General features: G+C 30.1%; 22 protein-coding genes. 17 read left to right on the top strand and 5 right to left on the bottom strand.

The genetic code is table 11. The annotated features are described in order from the left end of the window. The first annotated feature begins 11 nt into the window (after positions 1-11). The 5 genes from Q0762_RS00290 (at position 12) to Q0762_RS00270 (ending at position 6,545) form a co-directional block, all read left to right on the top strand. A complete protein-coding gene (locus Q0762_RS00290) occupies positions 12-2,573 on the top strand; it encodes a carboxypeptidase-like regulatory domain-containing protein (protein WP_298762426.1) in 2,562 nt (853 codons plus the stop codon). Between the two features lie 11 nt (positions 2,574-2,584). After that, positions 2,585-4,234, top strand: coding sequence for a hypothetical protein (locus tag Q0762_RS00285; RefSeq protein WP_298762424.1), 1,650 nt, complete (start codon positions 2,585-2,587; stop codon positions 4,232-4,234). Positions 4,235-4,328: 94 nt separating this feature from the next. Continuing rightward, on the top strand, positions 4,329-4,751 hold the full coding sequence (locus Q0762_RS00280) for a hypothetical protein (protein ID WP_298762422.1): 423 nt from the start codon (positions 4,329-4,331) through the stop codon (positions 4,749-4,751). Between the two features lie 73 nt (positions 4,752-4,824). Next, the gene (locus Q0762_RS00275; protein WP_298762420.1) at positions 4,825-5,559 is read left to right on the top strand and encodes a 1-acyl-sn-glycerol-3-phosphate acyltransferase; all 735 of its coding nucleotides are present in this window, start codon (positions 4,825-4,827) and stop codon (positions 5,557-5,559) included. Then, positions 5,559-6,545, top strand: coding sequence for an acyl-ACP desaturase (locus Q0762_RS00270; RefSeq protein WP_298762418.1), 987 nt, complete (start codon positions 5,559-5,561; stop codon positions 6,543-6,545). The genes Q0762_RS00275 and Q0762_RS00270 overlap by 1 nt, the downstream gene beginning before the upstream one ends. Positions 6,546-6,665: 120 nt before the next feature. Here the strand turns inward: Q0762_RS00270 and Q0762_RS00265 are convergent, their stop codons facing one another. From Q0762_RS00265 to Q0762_RS00255, 3 genes are read right to left on the bottom strand one after another with little or no spacing between them, the layout of a single operon-like run. Next, positions 6,666-7,448, bottom strand: a complete 783-nt coding sequence (locus tag Q0762_RS00265) for an amidohydrolase (protein WP_298762416.1) — start codon at positions 7,446-7,448, stop codon at positions 6,666-6,668. A 51-nt stretch (positions 7,449-7,499) separates the two neighbouring features. Next, a complete protein-coding gene (locus Q0762_RS00260; protein ID WP_298762414.1) occupies positions 7,500-8,546 on the bottom strand; it encodes a DUF3179 domain-containing protein in 1,047 nt (348 codons plus the stop codon). Continuing rightward, complete coding sequence (locus Q0762_RS00255; protein WP_298762411.1) at positions 8,543-9,517, bottom strand: hypothetical protein; 975 nt, start codon at positions 9,515-9,517, stop codon at positions 8,543-8,545. The genes Q0762_RS00260 and Q0762_RS00255 overlap by 4 nt, the downstream gene beginning before the upstream one ends. 127 nt (positions 9,518-9,644) lie before the next feature. Here Q0762_RS00255 and Q0762_RS00250 point away from each other — a divergent pair, with 127 nt between their 5' ends. Both Q0762_RS00250 and Q0762_RS00245 read left to right on the top strand, forming a co-directional pair. Then, positions 9,645-12,398, top strand: coding sequence for a PD-(D/E)XK nuclease family protein (locus Q0762_RS00250; protein ID WP_298762409.1), 2,754 nt, complete (start codon positions 9,645-9,647; stop codon positions 12,396-12,398). Positions 12,399-12,406: 8 nt separating this feature from the next. After that, positions 12,407-12,967 carry a hypothetical protein gene (locus Q0762_RS00245; protein WP_298762408.1) on the top strand — a complete coding sequence of 187 codons (561 nt, stop codon included), beginning with the start codon at positions 12,407-12,409 and terminating at the stop codon, positions 12,965-12,967. A 27-nt stretch (positions 12,968-12,994) separates the two neighbouring features. Here the strand turns inward: Q0762_RS00245 and Q0762_RS00240 are convergent, their stop codons facing one another. Next, a complete protein-coding gene (locus Q0762_RS00240; protein ID WP_298762406.1) occupies positions 12,995-13,786 on the bottom strand; it encodes a universal stress protein in 792 nt (263 codons plus the stop codon). 152 nt (positions 13,787-13,938) lie between these two features. Here Q0762_RS00240 and Q0762_RS00235 point away from each other — a divergent pair, with 152 nt between their 5' ends. The 3 genes from Q0762_RS00235 to Q0762_RS00225 all read left to right on the top strand — a co-directional run bounded on the left by Q0762_RS00235 (position 13,939) and on the right by Q0762_RS00225 (position 16,769). Further along, entirely contained in the window at positions 13,939-15,267 is a 1,329-nt protein-coding gene (locus Q0762_RS00235) for an MATE family efflux transporter (RefSeq protein WP_298762405.1), read from the top strand. A 149-nt stretch (positions 15,268-15,416) separates the two neighbouring features. After that, entirely contained in the window at positions 15,417-16,184 is a 768-nt protein-coding gene (locus Q0762_RS00230; protein WP_298762403.1) for an enoyl-CoA hydratase/isomerase family protein, read from the top strand. A 27-nt stretch (positions 16,185-16,211) separates the two neighbouring features. Continuing rightward, positions 16,212-16,769, top strand: a complete 558-nt coding sequence (locus tag Q0762_RS00225; RefSeq protein ID WP_298762401.1) for an MOSC domain-containing protein — start codon at positions 16,212-16,214, stop codon at positions 16,767-16,769. 60 nt (positions 16,770-16,829) lie between these two features. On the opposite strand, the gene Q0762_RS00220 is transcribed toward Q0762_RS00225, so the two are convergent. Continuing rightward, positions 16,830-17,888, bottom strand: a complete 1,059-nt coding sequence (locus Q0762_RS00220) for an endonuclease/exonuclease/phosphatase family protein (RefSeq protein WP_298762399.1) — start codon at positions 17,886-17,888, stop codon at positions 16,830-16,832. A gap of 118 nt (positions 17,889-18,006) precedes the next feature. Between Q0762_RS00220 and Q0762_RS00215 the strand changes: the two genes are divergently transcribed. From Q0762_RS00215 to truB, 7 genes are all read left to right on the top strand, one after another. Next, the gene (locus Q0762_RS00215; RefSeq protein WP_298762397.1) at positions 18,007-20,766 is read left to right on the top strand and encodes a TonB-dependent receptor; all 2,760 of its coding nucleotides are present in this window, start codon (positions 18,007-18,009) and stop codon (positions 20,764-20,766) included. Positions 20,767-20,770: 4 nt separating this feature from the next. Beyond that, the gene (locus tag Q0762_RS00210) at positions 20,771-22,210 is read left to right on the top strand and encodes a DUF5689 domain-containing protein (RefSeq protein ID WP_298762395.1); all 1,440 of its coding nucleotides are present in this window, start codon (positions 20,771-20,773) and stop codon (positions 22,208-22,210) included. Between the two features lie 130 nt (positions 22,211-22,340). After that, positions 22,341-22,748, top strand: coding sequence for a methylmalonyl-CoA epimerase (gene mce / locus Q0762_RS00205; protein WP_298762393.1), 408 nt, complete (start codon positions 22,341-22,343; stop codon positions 22,746-22,748). Between the two features lie 189 nt (positions 22,749-22,937). Continuing rightward, positions 22,938-23,816, top strand: a complete 879-nt coding sequence (locus tag Q0762_RS00200) for a permease-like cell division protein FtsX (protein ID WP_298762391.1) — start codon at positions 22,938-22,940, stop codon at positions 23,814-23,816. Positions 23,817-23,820: 4 nt separating this feature from the next. Beyond that, complete coding sequence (locus tag Q0762_RS00195; protein ID WP_298762389.1) at positions 23,821-24,063, top strand: DUF3098 domain-containing protein; 243 nt, start codon at positions 23,821-23,823, stop codon at positions 24,061-24,063. Positions 24,064-24,068: 5 nt separating this feature from the next. Next, on the top strand, positions 24,069-24,863 hold the full coding sequence (locus Q0762_RS00190; protein WP_298762388.1) for an undecaprenyl-diphosphate phosphatase: 795 nt from the start codon (positions 24,069-24,071) through the stop codon (positions 24,861-24,863). 21 nt (positions 24,864-24,884) lie between these two features. Further along, complete coding sequence (truB, locus tag Q0762_RS00185) at positions 24,885-25,577, top strand: tRNA pseudouridine(55) synthase TruB (protein WP_298762386.1); 693 nt, start codon at positions 24,885-24,887, stop codon at positions 25,575-25,577. The last annotated feature ends 2 nt before the right edge of the window (positions 25,578-25,579 follow it).

Raw genomic sequence — 25,579 nt, 5'->3', positions numbered from 1 at the left:
AAACTTAAACAATGAAAAATTTTAAAAACTTATTATTTGTAATGTTGTTTTTTGCAACAGCTACAATTTTAGGACAAACTAAAATTACTGGTACGGTTGTAGATAATACAAATACACCTTTACCAGGAGCAAGTATTCTGGAAAAAGGTACTAGAAATGGAACACAAACAGATTTTGACGGTAAATTTACCATACAAACCAAATCAAATTCTGGTACATTAGTAATCTCTTATGTTGGTTTTACAAAAAAAGAAGTCGCTTTTTCTTCAATTACAAATAATGTAAGAATTAAATTACAAGAAGATGCTGGTGCTTTAGATGAAATTTTAATTATTGCTTCTGTTGCAATAGATAGAAAAACACCAGTAGCTGTATCTAACATTAAAAAAGAAGAAATACAATTAAAATTAGGAAATCAAGAATTTCCAGAAATTTTAAAATCTACACCTGGTGTTTTTGTTACTAGAAATGGTGGTGGTTTTGGAGATGGTGAAATTACAATGCGTGGTTTTAATTCAGAAAACGTTGCTGTAATGATAAACGGTATACCAGTTAACGATATGGAAAACGGTAGAGTTTTCTGGTCTAACTGGGCAGGTTTAGGAAGTGTAACATCTCTAGTACAAACGCAAAGAGGTCTTGGAGCTGCTAAAATTGCAGTACCTTCTATTGGGGGTACCATAAATACAATTACAGAATCTACAGATGCAGAAAAAGGAGGTTTTTTTGGATTTGATGTTGGTAATGATGGTTATACAAGATACGGAGCTAAAGTTTCTACTGGGCTTTTAGATAATGGATTAGCAGCTACTGTTTATGCAGATAGAACTGTTGGAGACGCAACGTTTGCAGATGGTACTAACTTTAATGCTATTTCTTACTTTTTTAATTTATCTTATCAGATAAATAACGATCATAAATTATCTTTTAATGTTTTTGGGGCTAAACAACGTCATGGTCAAAGACAAAATAGATCTTTTATTAGTGAATATAGATTAAGTGAAAGAGGAAGCCGTTACAATCCAGATTGGGGTTTTAAAAATGGACAAATCACTAATGTAGAAGACAATTTCTACCACAAACCATTAGCTTCTTTAAATCATTACTGGCAATTAGATGATAAAAGCTCTTTATCTACATCTTTATACGCTTCTACAGGAACTGGTGGAGGTGGTGGAACTGCTGGTGAAGAACAAAGCAAGTTCACAGACAATAGTTATAGAATTGGTAACTTTGGTCCTTTAGATTTAGATAGAATTGTAGACGAAAATATAGCTAGAGGTACTAATGGTGCGTCTGCAATATTAAGAGCAAGTAGAAACGACCATGTTTGGTTAGGTGGTTTAAGTGTTTATAATACAGAATTATCAGAAAGTATAAATTTAAATGTTGGTTTAGATTATCGTTGGTATGTAGGAGAACATTTTCAAGAAGTAACAGATTTATTGGGAGGCCAATATTTTTTAAGTGATGATGATATAAATAATCCCAATAGAGAAACTCAGGTAGGAGATAAAATAAATTATCATGACAAAGGTTTCCATACTTGGATTGGTGGTTTTGCTCAAGCAGAATATGATGAAGATGATTTTTCTGCATTTGTTGCCATTAATTACAACAATAGTACTTATCAAAGAGAAGATTTCTTTCAAAAGCTAGATAGTGATCCAGCACAGTTAACAGATCCTCAAAGTTATAATGGATATGGAAGTAAGCTTGGTGCTAACTATCGTATAGATGACGTACAAAATATATTTTTTAATGCGGGTTATTTTGAAAGGGTTCCTTTTTTAGATGATGTTTGGTTAAACTTTAGTAATGACGATTTAAATGTAGGTCTAGAAAACCAAACGATTACTAGTTTCGAGTTAGGTTATGGAGTGCGTTCAGAGAAGTTTTCAGCAAATTTAAATGTATACCACACTATTTGGAGAAACAGAACAGAAACATCAGATCAAGGACAAGGTGTAGATTTAATTACAGCAAACATTAATGGTTTAGAAGCATTACACCAAGGTGTAGAATTTGATTTTGAATACCGTCCTTTTGACTTTCTAAGACTAACAGGTATGGTATCTCTTGGAGATTGGACATGGAATAATAACGTTACAGATGTTCCTTTCTTTGACATAGATAGAAATCCAGTAAGAAATCGAGATGGAACCATTAGAACTACGGATATTTACTTAAAAGGAATTCCTGTTGGTCGTTCTGCACAAACAACAAGTGCTTTAGGTGTTAGATTTGATTTTACTAGTGATACTTCTCTAAGTTTTGATGTAAATTATTTTGATAGATATTATGCAGACTTTAATTTACAAGCCAGAGACACAGAAGAATCATTAGCTGTAAAGCCATGGAAAGTACCAAGTTTTATGCTATCTGATGTTATTTTAAGACATGGTTTTAAAGTAGGAGGTTTAGATGCTTCTATAACAGGTAGAGTAAATAACTTGTTTAATGAAGAATTTATAAATAGAGCAGATGATGGTGTAAATAGTGACGCTGCAACTGCACAAGTTTTCTTAGGACAAGGGAGAACATTTAGTATAAGCACAAGAATTAACTTTTAAAAATATATAAAATGAAAAAAATAATTTATTTATTGTTTGTTGTTACTTCAGTATTTGTTTCTTGTAATTCATTAGAAGACGTAAACGCTGAAATAGACTCAATAATTGAAGCAGAAACAAAAAACGATGGTGATGTAGAAGATTTAGTATTTACATTAACAGAAGAAGATTATATAGCAATTGGTCTAAGTAACTCTTACTTTCAGACAGAAGATGAAGCTAAAGAAAAATTACCAGCATACTTAACAACTACCTATCCAAGGCTAGGAGTAGATTTTAATGCAGCCGGAGAAATAGTTTCTGCATCATCAGCAATTATAACCTATAACCTTTTTAATCCTGTAAGTAATATTGTTACAAAAGCTTATACCTTGGTAGCTGCAGATTACACAGCTTTAGGTGTTGGTGCTCTTAATAGTAGTGATGAAATCAACGACTTTTTTGCCGCTAAATTCCCTAATGAAGTTAAAGGAACTATTTACGATTTAACATTTTTAAAAGATCCAGTAGTTTTAGAGTATACTCTTACAGATGAAGATTATGATTTAGTAGGAAATGGCCGTTTTGATAATTTTGATATTAGATCTGGAAGAAACGAAGAAGATTTAGAAGTGAGAAGAGGTAAAATTCAAACAATTTTATTAAATAACTTCCCAGAAGCAGATTTTGGTACAAAATACAACGTAACTTATGAGGTTTTTGATGGTAGTACAAGCAACTTAGAGTTATTAGTACAATTAGAAGAAAACCCAACAGATCCATCAAAAACTACAAATTATACTTTGCAAGATGCAGATTATGCTTTAATTGGTAATGGAAGGTTTAATAATTTTGATATTAGAGATACTAGCCCAGAAGCAGATGTAGAAGTTAGAAGAGGTAAAATAGAAACTATTTTATTAAATAACTATCCAAATGCTGCTGTAGGAGATTTCTTTGTAATTACTTACGATACTTTTGATGGATCTGGAAGACCAGTTTTAACAATGATTCTTCAGTTTGATGGAACTAACTATAACATTTTTGATGTAAAAAAATATAACTTTTACACTTTTACGCCAGAAACTACAACAGAAAGATTTGTATTAGCAGATGAATGGGATGCACCAATTACATTTACTCCAGAAGAGTATGGTGTTATGGGAGGTAGCAGTCGTTTTGCTAACTTTAGCGGAGCTCCAGAAGATGCAGAACGTAGAATTAAAATTTACTTAAAAACTACGTTATTCCCTTTTGCTGCAGAAGGAGATTTTAAAGCGGTACAATATAGAAACTTTAGTGGTAGTGTTTCTACAATTAACGTAAACTTTATGTTTGATGGTAATGAGTGGAATACCATAAAAGAAAGTACAGAAATTGTATTACAGTTTGGACATGATGGAAACACTTGGGTGCCAGATAACACAATTAAGTACACACTTACACAAGCAGATTTTGATTTAGTTGGAAATGGTAGATTTTCTAATTTTGATGTTAGAGCAGGTGCAGATGAAGAAACAATTGAAGCACGTTTAGCTAAAATTAATACAATTTTACTTAACAACTTTCCAGAGTTTGGGTTAGATCAAAAATTCTCTGTTTCTTACGCAGTTTGGGAACCAGGAGATAATGTTTATATTATGAATGTAATTCATAATGGAACAGAATATGTCTTACAATAATTAGACCTAAAAAATTTTTAAAAAACCACCTTGAAAAAGGTGGTTTTTTTATGCTTAAAAATCCTTAACTTTGTTGTTCTAAATAATTTATCTTATGAAAGAAATACATTCGTATTGGGCATATCTAGTTTTAGCTATTTTAATATTTGCTGTAGTAAATGCAATTATAGGTTTAACTCAAAAAAAACAATTTACAGATAAAGACCTACGCATTGGTCTGTTTGCATTAATTGTCTCACATATTCAACTATTAATAGGTGTTGTATGGTATTTTATGTCGCCATGGTTTAATTTGTTAACCTCAGATGCTGCGAGTGTAATGAAAGATAAAACACTAAGATTATACGCAGTAGAACACCCAACAACCATGTTAATAGCAATTGTATTTATAACTATAGGTTGGTCTAAACACAAAAAGAAAACAGCAGATAACGCAAAATTTAAAACCTTTGCTGTATTTTATGGTATTGGTTTGTTATTAATTTTATCTAGAATTCCTTGGAGTGCCTGGTTCTAGGTGATAACTTAATTTTTTAGTTTGTAGTAATTGCAAACTATCAAAAAAGTAAGATTTACTTAAATTTAAATAAATGAAAATTTTAAGTTACATTTTATCACCAATATTTGTATTGGTGTTTTTTTTATTTTTACTAATATTCCATCCGTTGCAATGGTTAAGTTTAAATTTATTTGGTCCTAAAGTACATGCAAAGGTAGTTGCCGCATTAAATTTTTTCTTAGTACAATCTATGGTAATAATTGGCGCGCCAATTCGTTTGGTAAATAAATACAATATTCCAGAGAATACCGCTGTAATTTTTGTAGCAAATCATCAATCTACATTTGATATTCCAGGAATAAATTGGTATTTTAGAAAACAATTTCCAAAATTTGTAGCCAAAATAGAATTAGGTAAAGGCATACCAAGTGTTTCGTATAATCTAAGACATGGTGGTGCTGCCTTAATCAATAGAAAAGATCCAAAACAAGCCATTACAGAGTTGGTTAAATTTTCTAAAAGATTAAATGAAAACAAATGGGGAGCAATTATTTTTCCTGAAGGCACAAGAAGTAGAAATGGTAAGCCTAAAAAATTTGCAACAAACGGTTTAAAGATTATTACCAAATACAATAAAGAAGGTTATATTGTGCCTTTAACCATAAACAATTCTTGGAAAGTTTTTAAATATGGTAAGTTTCCATTAGGTTTGGGTAGCCCTATAACAATAACTGCGCATGAGCCTATTAAAGTAAATTCTTTACCTTTTGATGAGCTTTGTGCAAAAACAGAAAACGTAATTAAAGAACATATAAAATTAGATTAATGTCTACTACAATTAAAAATATTAGGATAGAAGTAATGCAAACTTTAGAAAAAAAGATGCAGCACTTTATGGATACTTATTTAATACCTGCAGAAAAAATTTGGCAACCTACAGATTTTTTACCAAACTCGCAGAAAGATTCTTTTATTTCTGAAGTAGAAGAAATTAGAGAATTATCTAAAGAATTACATGACGATTTTTGGGTAGTTTTAGTAGGAGATACTATTACAGAAGAAGCATTGCCAACATACGAATCTTGGTTGTTAGATTTAGATGGCGTATCACAAGACCCAGATAATAGTTGGGCAAAATGGGTAAGAACATGGACAGCAGAAGAAAACAGACATGGAGATACTTTAAACAAATACCTATACTTATCTGGTAGAGTAAACATGCGAGAAGTAGAAATTTCTACCCAACATTTAATAGCAGATGGTTTTGATATTGGTACTTCTACAGATCCATATAAAAACTTTGTATACACTACATTTCAAGAATTAGCAACATACGTTTCTCACAATAATGTAGCTAAAATTGCACGTAAAAAAGGGCACAAAGCATTAGCAAAAATGTCTAAAATTATTGCAGGAGATGAAATGAGACATCATCAAGCATATGCACATTTTGTAAAGGAGATTTTTAAAATAGATGCTAGTGAAATGATGTTGGCTTTTCAACATATGATGAAATATAAAATTGTAATGCCTGCAATGCATCTTAGAGAATCTTTTGGTGCAAAAGGTAGTTTGTTTGACGATTTTTCTGCAGTTGCACAAAGAGTGGGAGTATACACAGGGTTTGATTATGTAGATATTTTAAAGAAATTAAACACCATGTGGGAAATAGATAAAATTACAAATCTTACGCCGGAAGCAGAAAAAGCAAGAGATTATTTAATGAAATTACCAGACAGGATGTATAGAATTACAGAAAGAATTGTAATACCGGACACAAAGTTCGAATTCAAATGGATGATTCCATCATAATATAAAAAACTTTGAAATAATAATAGACCTCAAAAAAATTAGTTTTTATGGGGTCTTTTTTATTGCTTCTAAGATTTAAAATTAGAGATATAATTTTATTTTTTATGAAAAATACAAGTTTTAAAAGTTTAGCTTGAAAAAATCCTTATCATTTAAAAAACCTAGTTTAGTTCTTATAGCATCTTGTTCGTTTTTAAAAAGAGTAGCTTTTAAAACACCAGTTTCATTTTCTTTTAATGTTGCGATTTCTTCACCTAGATAATCTATTAGTAAAGAATTGCCAGAATATTGGTAATCATTGGCATCTTTACCTGTTCTATTAATGCCAATAGTATAACTCATATTTTCTATAGCTCTTGCTTTTAAAAGTGTTTTCCATGCTTTAATTCTAGTTACAGGCCAATTGGCCATAAAAATTAGTAAATCATAATTTTCGGTATTTCTAGCCCAAACAGGAAAACGTAAATCATAACAAATTAAAGGGCAAATTCGCCAACCTTTAAAATGTATAATTATTTTTTCTGAGCCAGATGTATATACTTTATGCTCGCCTGCTAAAGTAAAAGAATGTCTTTTATCATAGCTTTCAATTTTACCTGTTGGATGTATAAAAACTAATCTATTATAGTAGTTGTTATTTTCTTGAATAACAATACTACCAGTAATTGCAAAATTATTTTTTTTAGCCATTTTTTGCATCCAAGAAACGGTATTTTCATCCATAGTTTCTGCAACATTTTCAGGTTGCATTGTAAAACCGGTTGTGAACATTTCTGGTAAAACTACGAGATCAGTTTTTTCTGATAAACGGTTTATTTTCGCCTCAAAAAAAGCTAGATTTTTGGCAGGATTTTCCCAAACTAAATCTGCTTGAATTCCTATTACAACTATTGAATTTTGCATCACATAAATGTACAAATATTAGGCTATAAAGGTGCTACTTGTTAAAAATTATTATTGATTATAAATTACTGTATCGTAAAAAGCGGGTATAGAAAACCAGAAAGCCATAAAAGATTCAGAAGAGGTTAAGCGTTGTCCTGTTCTTGGTCCAGCAATGGCTTCACCAAAAATATTCCAGGTGTTACCTTCGTTATCACTTAATAAAGATTCTGTGTTATTATAAGTATACTCAAAAGTTAGTGTGTTAGTAGTATCATCTAAAAGAAAAGAAACTATAAATTCATTATTTCCTGCTACTAAATACGCATCACCTTCAAAAGAATCTCTAATTACATTGCTAGTAGCAAATGCAGAAAACGGATAAGCTTTTGCTTTAGTACCTTTTATAATGGTATGAATTCTTTGTTTAAGTGGCAGTCTATTATCTTTTATTACAGGAAATAAAAACAAATTGTTATTGGTATTATAATCTCCATAAGGCGAAACACCATATGTTCTAGCAAAACCGGTATTTCTGCTTACCACTTTTGTATTTGGGTAAATGGTTTTCCAAGTTTTCCAAGAAGTTTCAAACAGCGGTATTAAATCTATTTTTGTATCAATTAATTCGCCATTAACAGATGTATTTAAAATTTGAGACCAATTGCTGTTTGTTTGTCTATCAAAAGGAATTAAATTGGTATTGTATAACAAACCAGAAACGCCAAAAGTAGTTTCACTTCCGTTTAAAATTCTGTTCCAACCAATTCCTGTACCTGTAAGTGGGCAATAAGTAATAGCTACAGACACATCGCCAACATTATCATTAATAATTTCGTGCCAGTCTAAAATACTATGAGAATATGCAATAATATCATCTCCGTTTTTGTAACCAATAACTAAATCTGTATCCTTTATAAAACTACTTTCAGGATCATTTGCATTTACCACATTTGGGTTAATTAAAGCAGGAATACCATCTCTACCAGGGCCACCATCAAAAATTTCTGTTCTTGGAATACTCCATTCAGATGAAAAATTATTTTCAGAAATATTGTTGTCATTATTTTGGCAAGAAACAAGTATGCCTAAGATACATAATAGTGCAAGTTTTTTCATTTTATGTTTGTTATTAACGGTTGTTTTTTAAAGATTTTGTAAGTAAAACCAGTTGTAAATCTAGAAGTTGGTGTAAGCTGTGTACCATCTACATAACTATATAAAGGAACTTCAAATTTATTGGTAAAACTTAAATTTTGAGACAATTGTATGGTTAATTCAGCTCTTGCAAAAAGCCATTCACCTCCTGTATTTGGTATAATCGAATTGTTAATTTTATCTACTGTAGATTTTCTATATTTAATAACCAAACCTGGGTTTATGAGAGTTTTATGTACTAAAAATTCATCTACATAACTAATATTAGCTTGCAACACATTACCAAATTTATAGGTAGATGTGTTGTTTAAATACGAATTATTAACACCTGTAAACCTGTAAGTTACACTACTAGAAAAAGTAGCTGTTGGTCTAAAACTTAATTGTTTTGCTAAAGATAACCATCCAATACCATCAAAAGCACCACTACCTGGTTGTAAATCTGCAGTTAACTGAATGCCTTGGTTAGAAACAATATCTGATTTGCCTAATGGTATTTTAGAGCCTAAACCAATATTTAAAGCGGTGTTGTTTTTAAAAAGGTTTGGGAATGTATATTTTAATAAAATTACAGCATCTCCAATTCCTTTGGTTTCAGTGAAATTTTCATTATTAAATTGAGTGATTGTTCTTGTTTGATTTACCCAAGTGAATAAGGTTTCTACAGAGAATTTAGCTGTAAATGAATAACCAATATTAGCTAAAATAGAATTAGTAATGCGTTGTCTAGAATTATCATTTAATCTTTCACTGCCAGCATTTAAAGTGTTTAAATTGTTATAATCATAATTAATACCTAGTTGAAGAGAACCTTTTCCTTCATTAGAAAGCCCTAAGTTATTAGATAAAGGAACACCACCAGAACAACAAGTTTGTGCATAAACCTGTTGCCCAAAAAGTAACACTAACATTATGATACTAGTAAACTTCATGAAAAATTTTACAATTAGTCCAAATAGTTTCTAAAAACTTACAACATGTTTCTATTTTTATTCTGAAAATAAATGACTCCTAAACTTTAGATTTTGTAATTTAGTTTTATAGCAAGCCACTAATTTTATGCAAACATTTATTTCAGAAACATTAGACGATATTTTAAAAACAACAAACTCTTTTGAAGATGTGGTATTTATTTTACCATCGCAAAGAGCTAAGGTGTTTTTAAAGCAAACATTAAAAGACAAAATAGCTGTAGGTTTTTTGCCAGAAACCTTAAATATAGAACAATTTATACAGCAAATTTCTGGAATTCAAAAAGCAGATAATATTCAGCTTTTATTTCATTTTTATACAATTTATAAAAGTTTAGAAAAAGAACCAGATGCCTTTGATGTTTTTGCGTCTTGGGCATTTACCGTGTTGCAAGATTTTAATGAAATAGACCAACATTTAATAGACACCAAAGATATTTTTATTTACCTAAGAGATATACAACGCTTAAAAAAATGGTCTGTAAAAGGTACTTTTAAAGAAACCGAATTAATGAAAGATCATTATTCGTTTTTAGAAAAATTACAGAATTTTTACGCACCTTTTTATCAATTTTTACTAGAAAATAAAATTGGCTACCAAGGTTTAATGTATAGAGAAGCTTGTGAAAAATGCAACACCTTCTTAAAAGAAAACAACAACAAAAAATATATTTTTATAGGATTTAATGCATTAAACAAAGCAGAAGAATTTTTGTTTCAAAAAGTTTTAGCGCAAGAAGGTTCAGAAATTTATTGGGATTTGGATGAAACTTTTTTCAAAGGAAATCATCAAGCAGGAACCTTTATAAGAAAATATAAAAAGGAGTGGAAATATTATGAGAAAAATGAACTAAAAGCGTTAAGCAATCATTTTTCTAAACCAAAAAATATACAAGTAATTGGTGCATCTAAAAATACCACACAAATAAAATATGCAGGAGAAATTTTAGAACAATTTACCGATTTTAAAAATACAGCCTTAGTAATGGCAGACGAAAGTTTATTACCCATTACTTTAAATTCTTTGCCAAAAAACATTAATGCAATAAACATTACTATGGGATATCCTCTAAAAGATATTCCTGTAACCAATTTATTGTTTGCTATTTTTCAATTATTTATTTCTCAAGAAAAATTACAAAAAACAACTGATGCATCTTTTTATCATAAAGACGTTATTCGTTTTTTAAAAACACCTTTAATCTACAAAATTTTATCAGCAGAAACACCACAAGCATTAGATAGTTTTACCGCCAAAATTGCAGCAGATAATCTTACGTTTATAGACACCCAACAAATTGTACAACTGCTTGCAACCATTGCAGCAGATAAAAAAGCTATTTTAACCAATATTTTTAATAGGTTTATCTCAATTGCAGATTTTTTAGATAGAATTTTAACATTAATAGACCTTTTAAAAGAAGGTACTACAGATTTAGAGAAAGAATATTTGTATCGTTATTTTACGGTATTTACACAACTTAAAAACCTACAAGCAACTTACAATTACTTTACAGATTTAAAAACACTATCGTTATTTTTTAGACAAATTATAAGTTCAGAAACACTATCTTTTCAAGGAGAACCTTTGCGTGGTTTGCAATTAATGGGTATGCTAGAAACCCGTGTTTTAGATTTTGAGAATATTATTTTAACCTCTACAAATGAAGGTATTTTACCAGCAAGTTCGCAACAAAATTCCTTTATACCTTTTGATGTAAAATTAGCTTTTGGTTTGCCAACCTATCGAGAAAAAGACGCTATTTTTTCATATCACTTTTTTAGATTATTACAACGTGCAAAGAACGTATTTATAATTTATAACACAGAACATGATGTTTTTGGAAGTGGAGAAAAAAGTAGGTTTGTTACGCAATTAGAAATGATAAAACCTGCCATTATTCAAAAAATAATAACTCCAAATATTGTATCTAATAAAATAGCATTAAAAGAAATTAAAAAAGATAAAAATACAGCTTTAAAATTGCAAGAATTGGCTAAAAAAGGAATTTCACCTTCTGCATTAACCAATTATTTACACAACCCAATTGCGTTTTACAAGCAAAAAATTTTAAAATTAAAAGAGTTTGATAATGTAGAAGAAACCGTAGCTTTTAATACTTTGGGTACTGTTGTGCACGAAACTTTAGACGAATTATATACTCCTTTTGTGGGTAAATTTCTAAATGCAGCAATACTTACAGAAATGGAGAATAAAGCAAACGATTTGGTTGTAAAACACTTTAAAATTCATTTTAAAAATGGAAATTTAACTACAGGTAAAAACCGTTTAATATTTGAAGTAGCTTTAAGATTTGTGGCTAACTTTTTAAAACAAGAAAAACAATTGGTTTCAAATAAAGCAAACCAATTAAAAATAATAGCAACAGAAGAAAATTTAGCAACAGAAATTGCAATAGAAGGTATAGAATTTCCTGTAAAAATTCACGGACAAGTAGATAGGGTAGATGAGTTGAATGGTGTTTTAAGAATTATAGACTATAAAACAGGTATGGTTACCAGTGGTAATTTGCGTGTGCCAGAATTTGAAAATTTAAGAGACGATAATCACTTAAAAGCCATACAAGTTTTGTTGTATGCTTATTTGTATACAAAAAGTAAAAATTATAAATTTAACCAACCTTTAGAAGCAGGCATTTATTCTTTTAAAAACTTAAAAAGCGGTTTTTTACCTGTAAATTTTGCGTTGCCAAGAAGAAAAGCAGAAACCAAGATTACATCAGAAAAATTAGAAGATTTTATTAATGAAATAAAAACCTACATTCTAGAAATTTACAACCCAGAAATTAATTTTAAAGAACCAGCAGATTTAAGTTATTAAAATGTTTTATGATGAAAGAATACAGCGAATTTTTTAATTTGGTATCTAAAAACGATTCAGTAACTAGAACTAAGATTTTAAACTATTTTAAAAACTATAATTTTAAGATAGCCACAGAAGAAAACCAAAAAATTATTTTTGAGAATAAAAGTACTTGGTTAAACAGTTATAAGATGAATTTTTTAAGTCTACCATCAAAAATTACAGTCCATTTTTTAGAACAGCAAAAAGTACAAATACATTACCAAGTTATAGATGCAGGTTTTGGTGCCTTAACACCTATAGCTTTTACCAAGCAATATCAAGATTTTATAAGAAATTTAGACAACTATATTCATAAAAACGAATCTTTTCAGCTAAAAAATGCAACCTTAATAAAATCAGCTAAAATAAAGTGGCTAAAAAACACCAGCTTACTTTTAATTGCTTTGGCTTTAGGCTTTGTGTTGGCAAGTATATTAAAAAAGCAATTGGTAAATAGTTGGGTTATAAGCTTGGTAATTATGGGTACTGTTTTAATTTCAGAAAAAGCGTTAAATGCATATCATGTAAGTAAAAACAAAGTCTAATAAACTAAAAATAATCCCAATAAAAAATTATTTTCCTCTTAAAACTAACAAAGGCACATTGGTATAAAACTCTTCTTTTAAGATGGTGTTTTTCTCCCATAACTTTTTAAAGAAACCTCTTTTTCTTCTTAATACACATAGCATATCTGGGTTATGCGTTTTAAAATGTTCTAAAACACCTTGAAAAGTAGTTGCGTTTTCAGTAACAGTTAAGGTGCTTTTCATAACTTCTAAATCTTGGTGCAATACCAAATCTTCGTCTGTATAATTTGGTGTTTTTACTAGTAAAACATTTAGTTTTGCCTTGTATTTTTTTACCACATATTGCAAAGGTTTTAAAGCTGTTTTACTTCTAATATCACCAGATTTTGTAGCCATTAAAATGGTGGTAACAGGTTTGTAAATATAACCATCAGGAATTGCTAAAACAGTAATATCGCTCTTTTTAACAATGCTTCCAGCCGTATTTCCTAAAAAAAGCTCCTCTTTAATAGCATTACTTTTTGCCCCAACAATAACCAAATCAATACCCAATTCTGCATCAATATTCTGTATACTATCAATAACGCCACCTTTTGCTGCAATTAACTTAATATCAACATTATTAGTATTACAAGCCTTTACCATTGTCTTTAAATACAAATTTGTTTCGCGTGCAATAATGTTGCTAACATTTACCATTGTACCCGCTTTAGATTGTGCATTGTATGCTCTAAAAACAAATATTTTAGCATTGTTATCTGCAGCAAAATCAATTGCATATTGTAAGGTAGATTGTGCACTTTCTGTAGATCCAATAGGTACTAAAATATGTTTCATAACGGTAAAATTTAAGATTGCAAAGTTACATAATTTTTTTGGGCGTTACCACAAGGGTCAGGCTTTTCGTTACAAGTCCTCGTTCGTACCTCACTGTGGGCTTTTCACTGCAATCCTTAACGCAAATGTAGTTACCTTTACAAAATTAAGTTATGGCAATAAAAATTACATTTAAATCTATAAATAAGTTAGCAATACCCGCTTTAATTGCAGGTATTGCAGAGCCTGTTTTGTCTATTACAGATACTGCAATAATTGGTAATATAGAAAGCAATGCAACAGAAAGTTTAGCAGCTGTAGGTATTGTAGGTGCATTTATAAGCATGTTAATCTGGGTTTTTGGTCAAATTAGAAGTGCTATTTCTTCTATAATTTCTCAGTATGTAGGTGCAAATAAATTAAACGAAGTAAAAGAATTACCAGCCCAAGCCATAGCAATTGTAGTACTTTGTAGTGTTTTAATTTTAGCAATTACTTATCCGTTTTCTAAACAAATTTTTCAGTTTTATAACGCATCTGGATTAATTTTAGACTATTGTATGCGTTATTTTAGCATACGTATTTTTGGTTTTCCATTTGCGCTTTTTGTATTTGCCATTTTTGGTACGTTTAGAGGTTTACAAAACACATTTTATCCAATGATAATTGCCATTATTGGTGCTTTTGTAAATATTATTTTCGATTTTATTTTTGTTTATGGTATAGAAGGTTACCTACCTGCAATGCATATAGAAGGTGCTGCCTATGCAAGCGTTTTAGCGCAAATAGTTATGGCAGTTATTGCCGTAATTTTATTGCTAAAAAAAACAGATATTTCTTTAAAATTATCTTTATCCTTTCATCCAGAAATAAAAAGACTTTTAGGAATGATGGGAAATCTTTTTATAAGAACCATAGCCTTAAATGTAGCTTTGTATTTTGCAACTTCTTACGCCACAGGTTATGGGCCAGAATATATTGCAGCATACACCATTTCTTTAAATATTTGGCTTTTGGGTGCTTTTATGATAGATGGTTACTCCAGTGCAGGTAATATTTTGGCAGGTAAATTTTTAGGTGCTAAAGATTATAAATCATTATTAGATTTAAGTAATAAATTATTTAAATATGGCATAACTGTAGGCGCTGTTATGGGGTTAATAGGTTTATTGTTGTATAATTTTATAGGAACTATTTTTACAAAAGAAGCCATTGTTTTAGAACAGTTTTATACCGTTTTTTGGATTGTACTAATTACACAACCTATAAATGCAATCAGTTTTATTTTTGATGGTATGTTTAAAGGCATGGGGGAAATGAAATATTTAAGAAACCTTTTAATTTTATCAACAGGTTTGGTCTTTATTCCCATACTTTTAATCTTTGATTATTTAGAATTTAAACTAGTTGCTATCTGGATAGCCTTTACTTTTTGGATTATTGCAAGAGGTTTGCCATTGGTATTAAAATTTAGACGTAAATTTTTACCGTTGGTTAAATAGGTTATCTATTTGCTATTTTCAAATAAGGCTTTTAATAATTTTAATTTCAATCAAAAGAAGTTAATGAAAATTAGCCTTTTAATACGCTTCATAAATTTTCAAAAGGAATTATTAAGAATAAACCCTATTTTTACAAAAACAATCATTTTATGACCACCACAAGACAAAACGGAAGTTTATATACACATATAGAAAACAGAATAGCTACAATAGAATTTGGGCATCCTGCAAGCAATTCTTTTCCTAGTGAATTGCTAGAAAGGTTAAGCAAAGAATTAATTGCTGTTGGTGCTAAAGAAGAAGTTGGTGTAATTATTTTAAAATCTGAAGGTGAAAAAGCTTTTTGTGCAGGCGCTTCTTTTGATGAATTGGTAGCCATTTCTAACCTAAAAGATGGCAAACAGTTTTTCTCTGGTTTTGCAAACGTAATTAATGCTATTAGAACTTGTGGAAAATTGGTTATTGGCAGAGTGCAAGGAAAAACAGTTGGCGGTGGCGTTGGTTTGGCATGCGCTTGTGATTATGTTTTGGCAACGGAACAAGCCGCTATTAAATTATCTGAATTTACCATTGGTATTGGTCCTTTTGTAATTGAACCTGCCGTTTCTAGAAAAATGGGAATTGCTGCCACAGCAGAACTTACGCTAGATGCTACCAATTGGAAAAACGCATATTGGGCAAAAGAAAAAGGTTTGTATGCAAAGGTTTTTGAAAACACAAAAGAGTTAGATGAAGAAGTAGCAATTTTATCAGAAAAATTAGCGTCTTACAATCCTGCGGCTTTATTAGAAATGAAAAAAGCATTATGGAGAAATACAGAAAATTGGGATACGCTTTTGGCAGAAAGAGCAGCCGTTTCTGGCGCGTTAGTTTTATCTGATTTTACCAAAACTGCATTAGCAAAGTTTAAAAAATAATAACGTTAGCAGTTTTATAAGAATAGCATGAAAATTATTTCGACAAATATTGGCGCGCGTAAAGAAGTAACTTTTAAAAATAAAACGTTTTTTACGGGCATTTACAAATCTCCTGTAGAAGGTTCAATATTTTTAAATAGTAAAGCGGTTAAAGGTGATGAAATTTCTGACAAAAAATATCATGGAGGAATTTTACAGGCAGTTTATGCTTATTCTTTAGAACACTATGCATTTTGGAAAGAAAAGTACCCAAATGTAAATTTTAATTTTGGCATGTTTGGAGAAAACCTAACTGTTAAAGATTTAGATGAAAGAAATATACATACTGGAGATACCTTTAAAGTTGGCGAAACCATTTTAGAAGCTACCATTCAAAGAGATCCTTGTTATAAATTAGGCGCACGTTTTAATGATATGAAAATTGTAAAACAATTTTGGAACACTACTTTTTGCGGTGTTTATTTTAAAGTTTTACAAACCGGAAATGTAAAAGTTGGCGATGAATTTATTCAAATAAAATCTTGCACAGAAAACCCAACTATTGCAGATTTGTATTTGACCAAGAAAATTAAAAAAGGATTTTAAATTTTTTATAAGGTTTTAAATTTCAATCAATTTTTTTGTAAAAGATTAAAGTTGATTTATTTAAAATTGTGCTTTAATTAGGTATAAATACACAGGGAAGTGATCTGAATAACCACCTGTAAAACCACCATTAGAAAAACTTCTAAACGGGTAACCTTTAAATTTTCCTTTTTTCTGACTTAAAAAGCGCTTGTTAAAAATATGAGCTTGGTACATTTTGTAAGTAGAAAAATCTTTTTTTTCTTGATTTAATAACGGCGCAGAAATTAAAATCATATCAAAAAGATTTAAATTATCTCTGTAAGCTAAGGTGTTAAATCCTCTTCTGTATAAATCTTCGTAAGGATTGTAAATATCATTTTCACCAACATTTCTTTTTCTTTTTTTTGTTTTTAAAACTTTTTTAAAACTTGTGTTTATGGGGTCATCATTAAAATCGCCCATGCTTAAAATTTTAGCATTTGCTTCATTTTCCCTTATTCTTTCTATGATTTTTAAATTTTGATAAGCAGCTTTTTCACGTAAAGGTCTGCTTTTGGCTTCACCACCTCTTCTAGAAGGCCAATGGTTTACTATAATATGAATGAATTCATCATCTAAATAACCAGAAACTAGCAGTTGATCTCGCGTATAAATTTTTGTATTGTTTCTATAAATATTAGGGTTAAATGTTTGATGATATGTAGGCTTAAAATACTTTTTTTGATAAAGCAGTGCTACATCAATTCCTCTTTTGTCAGGAGAATCGTAATGCACAATACCGTAATTTTTACTGGCCAAATGTTCAGATTTTATCAAATCTTCTAAAACATTTATATTTTCAACTTCAGCAACGCCAATAATTGCAGGACTAGTTTTTGCTTTTTCTAAGCCAATTTGAGAAATGGTGTAAGCCATATTTTCAATTTTACGCCAATATACGTTAGATCTATTGGTTTTTAATTCCATCATTGGGCTTGCTTCATCGTTTATAGAAACATCATTTATGGTATCAAATAAGTTTTCTAAATTGTAAAAAGCAATAGTTCTAATGGTGTATTTTTTACTGTTTTTTTGAGAAAATAACGTGTTGTTTATCCCAAAGAGCAATACAAATAATATAATTGTTTTTCTTATCATATTTTATTTTTTTTATTGTAAAAATATCAAACAAAAATAATAATCTCTAATAAAATAGGTTTTTTGTTAAAAAATGTATAAATTTAAGTGCTAAATTGAATGAAAAATAAAGAGAATTATGATAAAAGTTATTTTATCTACAATTTTTGTGTTGCTGTTTTTTGCCACTACAAACGCACAAAAAATTGTAAAAGGTGTGGTTTTAGACAATACTACAGAAAAACCATTACGCAATGTAACTGTAAACATTAAAAACTCAAAAAATACAACCCAAACTTTAGCGGATGGTAGTTTTGCTGTAAATTATTTTAACAGTAAAAATTTGTTGATTGAAATTAAAAAAGAAGGGTATGAAACCCAAACTTTCCCAATTTTAACTTCCGGAAAATTAATCGATTTAGGTATTGTTTTATTGTCTAAAATCACAACAGAAGAACAAGATTTAAGTTTAATAACATTAACAGATGATGAGTTAAATGATGATGCAAATGCGGCAGATAATATTGCAGGACTTTTACAAGCAACTAAAGATATTTTTTTAAGAACAGCCGCTTTTGAATTTAGTTCTTCGTTTTTTAGAGTAAGAGGTTTAGATTCTGGTAATGGTAAAGTGTTAATTAATGGTGTAGAAATGAATAAACTCTTTGATGGAAGAGCGCAATGGAGCAATTGGGGTGGTTTAAATGATGTGTTAAGAAATCAGGAATTTAGCAATGGTTTGGCGCCTTCTAATTATACTTTTGGCGGCATTTTAGGTGCAACAAATATAAATACAAGAGCATCAGAACAAAGAGCGGGCACAAGAATATCGTATGCATCTTCTAACAGAAGTTATGTGCATAGAGTTATGGCTACTCATGCTACAGGAATTTTAAAAGGTGGTTGGGCATTTAGTTTTTCTGGAAGTAGAAGAGCTGGTTTAGAAGGTTTTAATGAAGGTACTTCCTATAACGCCTATTCCCTTTTTACAGCCATAGATAAAAAAGTTAACAACAAACATAGCATAACTTTTACAGGTATTTTTGCACCAAATAGAAGAGGAAAATCATCACCAAATACGCAAGAGGTTTTTGATATTAAAGGAATTGCTTACAATGATTATTGGGGCTTTTTAAACGGAAAAAAAGTAAATTCTAGAATTAAAGAAGTTGCAGAACCTATTGTAATGTTTAATCATTTTTGGGATTTTTCTAACAAAACAAGTTTACAAACCAATGTATCTTATCAAATGGGTAAAATTGGCAATAGCCGTATCGATTTTAATGAGGGTGCAAATCCTAGTCCTACTTATTATCAATATTTACCAAGTTTTAATTTAAGAAACAACAATTTTGAAGGTGCTTATAGAGCGCTGCAAGATTTTCAAAATGATGGGCAATTAAACTGGAATGCTATCTTTGACGCAAACATTACCAAAGCATCAGAAGGTAAAAATGCTGCTTATGTTTTGTATGAAGATAGAAATGACGACCAACAATTTACTGCAAATTCAATTTTTACTTCAGAAATTAATAATAATATTACCGTAAACGGCAAATTATCATACAGAAAACTAAACTCTCATAATTTTGCAGAAGTTATAGATTTGTTGGGTGGTATAGGTTATTTAGATATCAATCCTTTTGCAGACAATACTGCTATTATAGATAAAAGACAAAATAACTTACAAAATCCCAATAGAACAGTTGGTGTTGGCAATACTTTTAAATACAATTTTAAATTAACTTCTAAGGTGCTTAATAGTTTTGCACAGGCACAGTTTAAGTACCATAAAGTAGACTTCTATACAGCAGTTAGTTTTACCCAAACTCTTAGTCAAAGAGAAGGTTTATACCAAAATGGAAGATTTGTAGATACTTCTTTAGGAAAATCTGAAGAAGTAAATTTCACTAATTATGGTGTAAAAGGAGGTGTAACCTATAAAGTGAATGGGCGTAATTTAATAGATGTTAATGCAGGCTATATTACGCAAGCACCAACCATTAGAAATACGTTTTCTAATTCTAGAGAAAACAATACGGTTGTAGATAATTTGCAAAGCGAAAAGATTAAAACTGCAGATTTAAGCTATATTTTTAGAAGCCCTATGGTTACCTCTAGATTAACAGCATATTACACCAATACTACAGATGCTACAGAAATTTCTTTTTATTTTGCAGATGGCGTTGGTGGAGATAATACAGCTTTTGTGCAAGAAGTTTTATCAGGAATAGAAAAAAATAATTTGGGAATAGAATTAGGGGTAGAGGCGCAAATTACATCCACTATAAAACTAAAAGGAGCAGCTTCAATTGGGCAATTTACTTATGGCAACAATCCAAATTTGTACTTAACTTCTGATGTTGCCAATAATGGTGGTTTTGATAGTAATTTTAGGTCTAAAGATTATGTAGCACAATTAGAAAATTACAAATTAGCTGCTGGCCCGCAAAATGCTTATTCTTTTGGTTTTGAATATAGAGACCCTAATTATTGGTGGGTAGGTGCTACAACAAATTTCTTTGCGAATACTTATGTAGATGTTGCGCCTCTTACCAGATCTTCTAATTTCTATGAAGATGCGGACGGTTTACCATTTAATGATTATGATGCTACTTTAGCCAGAGAATTATTACAACAAGAACGTTTTAATAATTATATGGTGGTAAATATAGTTGGTGGTAAATCTTGGCGAATTAAAGGAAAGTACATTAGTGTATTTGCAACTGTAAATAATTTATTAGGAACAGCATATATATCTGGTGGTTTTGAACAAGGTAGAAACGCAAATTTTAGACAATTAAGAGACGATAAAGCATTAGAAAAACCAGTTTTTGGAAACAGGTATTGGTATGGTAGAGGTGCAACCTACTTTTTAAATGTAAATTTAAGTTTATAAAAAAATGAAAAGATTAAAGAAAAAAACAAGAATAACATTGAGCTTAAGATTAGTATTTATTGCGCTAATTTCTTTCACAGCTTGTGTAGAAGATGGAGATTTTACAGTTCCTGAGAATTTAGGTGAAGCAGAAAATCAAAAATTAACGGTTTTATTAGACAGTATAGATAAAGGTTTCATAGAATTAAAATCAATTAAAGATTTAAAGAAATTATACATTTCTGGAAGTAACCCAAGGCAAATAGTATCTAATATTGTAATAAAAGGGTATGTTGTTTCAGATGATGAAAGTGGTAATTATTTTAGAGAATTTTACATGCAAGACACCCCAGAAAACCCAACATCTGGTATTAAAATTGTTTTAAATTTAAATAATATTCATGCAAAATACAATTTTGGTAGAGCAATTTATATTCGTTTAAAGGGTTTGTATCTTGGCGAAACTAATGCTGGAGATGGTGTTACAACAATAGGCGGTAAACCTAAATTTTTTGATGCCAGAGAAATAGATAATATTACTAGAAATCAGTTAGAAAATCATTTTTTTAGAGCTAAAACAACAGCAGTTATTGTGCCTAAGTTAGTCACCTTAGGTGGGGTTACAAATCCAGAAAATTTAGGTACCTATGTAACTGTTGCAAATGCCTTTTTTGCGGGAGATGTTACAGGTAAAGCGTTTATAGATCCTAAAGAAGATTTTGATACCAAACGAATTATAAAAACTTGTGAAGGTTTAGGTCTCGTGCAGGCTTTTGTAGAAACAAGTTCTTTTTCAGATTTTGCTAATTTAGCATTGCCCAAAGGTGGTGGCACTATAAATGCAGTGGTTACCAAAGATTTTGGTGGCGATTTTACGGTTTTGGTTTTAAATAATGCAACTGAAGTAAACATGACAGCTTCTAGATGTACGCCAAAATCTATAGAAGATTATCAAACCATTTTGTTAGAAGAAAATTTTGAAAATACGGCTGGAAATATAAATATTGAAGGTTGGACAAACTATAATGAAAAAGGTACAAAATTTTGGCGTTCTTATTTTGATGATGATTCTCAAAGTAACGCTGCAAATATTGGTTCTTTTCGTTCTGGCAACGATGAGACTATTTCTTGGTTAATTACAAAAGCGATAAATTTAGATACAACTGCAGAAGAATATCTTTCTTTTGAAACCTCTACATCTTTTGCAGATGGTAGCACTTTGGAAGTTTTAATTTCTGAAGATTGGGATGGCAGAACAACTACCATTACAACTGCAAATTGGCAAGTATTACCTGCAAGAATAGCTGCTAATAATGATGATTTTGCAACGTTTATAAACTCAACTTTTATAGATTTATCACAATATAATGGCAGCGTTTATATTGCCTTTAAATACACAGGGAATGGTAATGAAGATTTTGATGGAACGTATGAACTAGATAATTTATTGATAAACGCTAGGTAATTATTTATAAATATCTTGTTGCAAATTAAATTTATTAGCGCAAAGCGATGTTTTTAATAGCTTACCCATTTTAAAAATTCAAACAATTTTAATTATAAAATGATTCTATAAGAATTACTACTTTTACTACATGAATAAAATAGAACACATTGGTATTGCAGTAAAAAATTTAGAAGATTCTAATAAATTATTTGCATCACTTTTTGGAGAAGCACATTACAAAACAGAAGAGGTTGCCTCAGAAGGTGTTAAAACTTCATTTTTTAAAACAGGTGCTAACAAAATAGAGCTGTTGCAGGCAACAAACTCAGAAAGTCCAATTGCGAAATTCATCAACAAAAAAGGGGAAGGCATACACCATATTGCGTTTGTTGTAGATGATATTTTATCAGAAATAAAAAGATTACAAAACGAAGGTTTTACCGTTTTAAATGAAGTACCTAAAAAAGGTGCAGATAACAAATTAGTTGCGTTTTTACACCCCAAAACCACCAACGGAGTTTTAATAGAGTTGTGTCAGGAAATTAAAGAGAATTAAATTTAAAACACATTAAAACAGTGTTTTAAAGAGTAAGATAGACCTAATCCTGCTTTTTAGCGCTGTTTTTATTATCAATTGCAAACCAAGATTGTCTAAAAAATACAATGTTCGTTAAAATACTGCTAAGAGTTACTGCCAACTGCTTACTAATTATTATCTTGCCAGCGTTTAAAAATCAAACCAAAAATGGCTTCTAAATTTGAAAAATATCAAAAAAGACGCTTAGCATCTTCTTACATATCTGTTGTAGTTAGTATTGCTTTGGTACTTTTTATGGTGGGTATTTTAGGTTTAATTTTGTTAAAATCTACTTTAGTTTCAAACCGAATTAAAGAAAAAGTAGCCATTACTTTATTTTTAAAAGACAACGTAAGTAAGAAACAGATAAATAGTTTTAAGGCTGCATTAGAAAAAGAACCTTTTGCAAAAAGAATTATTTATACTTCTAAAACTCAAGCTGCAAAGCAATACAGTAAAGAAATTGGCGAAGATTTTATGAAGTTTTTAGGTGAAAATCCGCTAAAAAACGGAATAGATATTTATGTAAAAGCAGATTTTGTGACACCAGAAAAAATGGAAGTTTTAGAAACTAAATTTTTAAAAAACGCATTTGTTGCAGACGTTACTTATGACAAAGTTTTAATTGGTTTAATTACTAAAAATATAAAAAGAATAAGCTTTTGGTTGTTGGTAATTAGTGGTTTTTTTGCCTTACTTGCCATTATATTAATTAACAGCTCTATAAGATTATCTATTTACGCAAAACGTTTTAATATAAAAACCATGCAAATGGTTGGCGCAACAAAAAGTTTTATTAGAAAACCATTTATTTGGCAAAGTATAAAACTAGGTTTTATTGGCGCATTAGTAGCTTTAATTGGTTTAGTAGCTGTAATTTTTTATTTAGATAAATTAGCACCAAGCTTGGGGCTTTTAAAAGATTATATTACTTTAGGTTATTTAGCTGTTGGCGTTATAATTGCTGCAATTGTAATTACTTATGCTAGTACTTTTTTAGCTACCCAACGTTTTTTAAATTTACAAACAGACGAACTTCATTATTAAAAATATGAAAGAAGAAAACACACAGAAACCCCAATTTTTATTTGGTAAAAAGAATTATATAATTATGCTAATTGGTTTAGTTGTAATTGCTTTAGGCTTTATTTTTATGGCAGGTGGCGGTAGTGATGACCCAAATGTTTTTAATGAAGAAATTTACAATTGGCAAAGAATTAGGTTGGCACCAACTTTGGTTATTTTAGGTTTAGGAATAGAAATTTATGCCATTTTAGCAAATCCAAATAAATAGAAATAATGGATATTTTAGAAGCTATAATTCTTGGTATTATACAAGGATTAACCGAATTTTTACCTGTTTCTTCTAGTGGCCATTTAGAACTAGCAAAAGCTATTTTAGGTGACACTTCTGTACCGGAAGAAAGTTTAACGTTTACTGTGGTTTTGCACTTTGCAACCGCTTTAAGCACCATTGTGATTTTTAGGAAAGAAATTTTAGAAATTTTCAAAGGATTATTTCAATTCAAATGGAATGAAGAATTGCAATTCTCTTTAAAAATAATTGTTTCTATGATTCCTGCGGTTTTTGTAGGACTACTTTTTGAAGAACAATTAGAATCTTTTTTTGGTGGTAAAATATTATTGGTAGGTATAATGCTTTTAGTAACTGCAGTGCTTTTATTATTAGCAGATAAAGCCAAAAACACAAACAAAGAAGTTTCTTTTGGAAATTCTGTGATCATTGGTATTTCACAAGCAATTGCCATGTTGCCAGGTATTTCTAGATCTGGTGCAACCATTTCAACATCGGTTTTATTGGGTATTGATAGAACAAGAGCTGCAAAATTTTCTTTTTTAATGGTAGTGCCCTTAATTTTTGGTAAAATAGGTAAAGATGTTTTAAGTGGCGATTTAAATTTTCAATCATCAGAAATGTTGCCGATTTCCATAGGTTTTATAGCGGCTTTTTTATCAGGTTTACTAGCTTGTAAATGGATGATTGCACTAGTTAAAAAGAGTAAATTATCTTATTTTTCTATTTATTGCGCAGTTGTGGGTGCCATTGCAATTGGATATGCTTTGTTAAATTAATTTTCAACTAATTTTATTTTAATGACGGAAGAAGACTACAAAAACGGACAAGTTTTACTGATTGATAAACCCTTAACTTGGACGTCTTTTCAGGTAGTAAATAAATTACGTTGGGAAATAAAGCAACGCTTCAATATTAAAAAAATAAAAGTTGGGCATGCTGGTACTTTAGATCCTTTAGCTACAGGTTTGCTAATTCTTTGCACAGGCAAACAAACCAAACAAATAGATACGTATCAAGGACAAATTAAAGAATACACAGGTACATTTACAATTGGTGCAACTACACCAAGTTATGATTTGGAAACGGAGGTTGATAAAACTTTTTCCACAGAACATATTACAGAAGCATTGTTACAAGAAACTACGCAACAATTTATAGGCGAAATTCAACAAAAACCACCCATTTTTTCGGCAATTAAAAAAGATGGAAAACGTTTATACGAATTAGCCAGAAAAGGAGAGACTACAGAAATTAAAGCAAGAACTGTAACTGTTAACGAGTTTGAAATTACAAATATAGATTTACCAAAAGTAGATTTTAGAATAGTTTGCAGCAAAGGAACTTATATCCGTTCTTTAGCCTTTGATTATGGAAAAGCACTAAATTCTGGCGCACATTTATCAGTTTTAAGAAGAACTAAAATTGGAGATTTTTCTGTAGATAATGCACTTTCTGTTGATGAATTTATAGCGAAAATAAAAGCGGAATAATT

It is taken from the genome of uncultured Polaribacter sp. (assembly GCF_947495205.1).
GTDB lineage: Bacteria > Bacteroidota > Bacteroidia > Flavobacteriales > Flavobacteriaceae > Polaribacter.
Note: the sequence above shows the minus strand (reverse complement) of the source record. Positions and strands in the feature narration are given on the sequence as shown.

Coding starts and splice junctions, on each gene's coding strand:
- Q0762_RS00290 (WP_298762426.1), top strand. CDS start 12: ATGAAAAATTTTAAAAACTTATTATTTGTAATGTTGTTTTTTGCAACA.
- Q0762_RS00285 (WP_298762424.1), top strand. CDS start 2,585: ATGAAAAAAATAATTTATTTATTGTTTGTTGTTACTTCAGTATTTGTT.
- Q0762_RS00280 (WP_298762422.1), top strand. CDS start 4,329: ATGAAAGAAATACATTCGTATTGGGCATATCTAGTTTTAGCTATTTTA.
- Q0762_RS00275 (WP_298762420.1), top strand. CDS start 4,825: ATGAAAATTTTAAGTTACATTTTATCACCAATATTTGTATTGGTGTTT.
- Q0762_RS00270 (WP_298762418.1), top strand. CDS start 5,559: ATGTCTACTACAATTAAAAATATTAGGATAGAAGTAATGCAAACTTTA.
- Q0762_RS00265 (WP_298762416.1), bottom strand. CDS start 7,448: ATGCAAAATTCAATAGTTGTAATAGGAATTCAAGCAGATTTAGTTTGG.
- Q0762_RS00260 (WP_298762414.1), bottom strand. CDS start 8,546: ATGAAAAAACTTGCACTATTATGTATCTTAGGCATACTTGTTTCTTGC.
- Q0762_RS00255 (WP_298762411.1), bottom strand. CDS start 9,517: ATGAAGTTTACTAGTATCATAATGTTAGTGTTACTTTTTGGGCAACAG.
- Q0762_RS00250 (WP_298762409.1), top strand. CDS start 9,645: ATGCAAACATTTATTTCAGAAACATTAGACGATATTTTAAAAACAACA.
- Q0762_RS00245 (WP_298762408.1), top strand. CDS start 12,407: ATGATGAAAGAATACAGCGAATTTTTTAATTTGGTATCTAAAAACGAT.
- Q0762_RS00240 (WP_298762406.1), bottom strand. CDS start 13,786: ATGAAACATATTTTAGTACCTATTGGATCTACAGAAAGTGCACAATCT.
- Q0762_RS00235 (WP_298762405.1), top strand. CDS start 13,939: ATGGCAATAAAAATTACATTTAAATCTATAAATAAGTTAGCAATACCC.
- Q0762_RS00230 (WP_298762403.1), top strand. CDS start 15,417: ATGACCACCACAAGACAAAACGGAAGTTTATATACACATATAGAAAAC.
- Q0762_RS00225 (WP_298762401.1), top strand. CDS start 16,212: ATGAAAATTATTTCGACAAATATTGGCGCGCGTAAAGAAGTAACTTTT.
- Q0762_RS00220 (WP_298762399.1), bottom strand. CDS start 17,888: ATGATAAGAAAAACAATTATATTATTTGTATTGCTCTTTGGGATAAAC.
- Q0762_RS00215 (WP_298762397.1), top strand. CDS start 18,007: ATGATAAAAGTTATTTTATCTACAATTTTTGTGTTGCTGTTTTTTGCC.
- Q0762_RS00210 (WP_298762395.1), top strand. CDS start 20,771: ATGAAAAGATTAAAGAAAAAAACAAGAATAACATTGAGCTTAAGATTA.
- mce (WP_298762393.1), top strand. CDS start 22,341: ATGAATAAAATAGAACACATTGGTATTGCAGTAAAAAATTTAGAAGAT.
- Q0762_RS00200 (WP_298762391.1), top strand. CDS start 22,938: ATGGCTTCTAAATTTGAAAAATATCAAAAAAGACGCTTAGCATCTTCT.
- Q0762_RS00195 (WP_298762389.1), top strand. CDS start 23,821: ATGAAAGAAGAAAACACACAGAAACCCCAATTTTTATTTGGTAAAAAG.
- Q0762_RS00190 (WP_298762388.1), top strand. CDS start 24,069: ATGGATATTTTAGAAGCTATAATTCTTGGTATTATACAAGGATTAACC.
- truB (WP_298762386.1), top strand. CDS start 24,885: ATGACGGAAGAAGACTACAAAAACGGACAAGTTTTACTGATTGATAAA.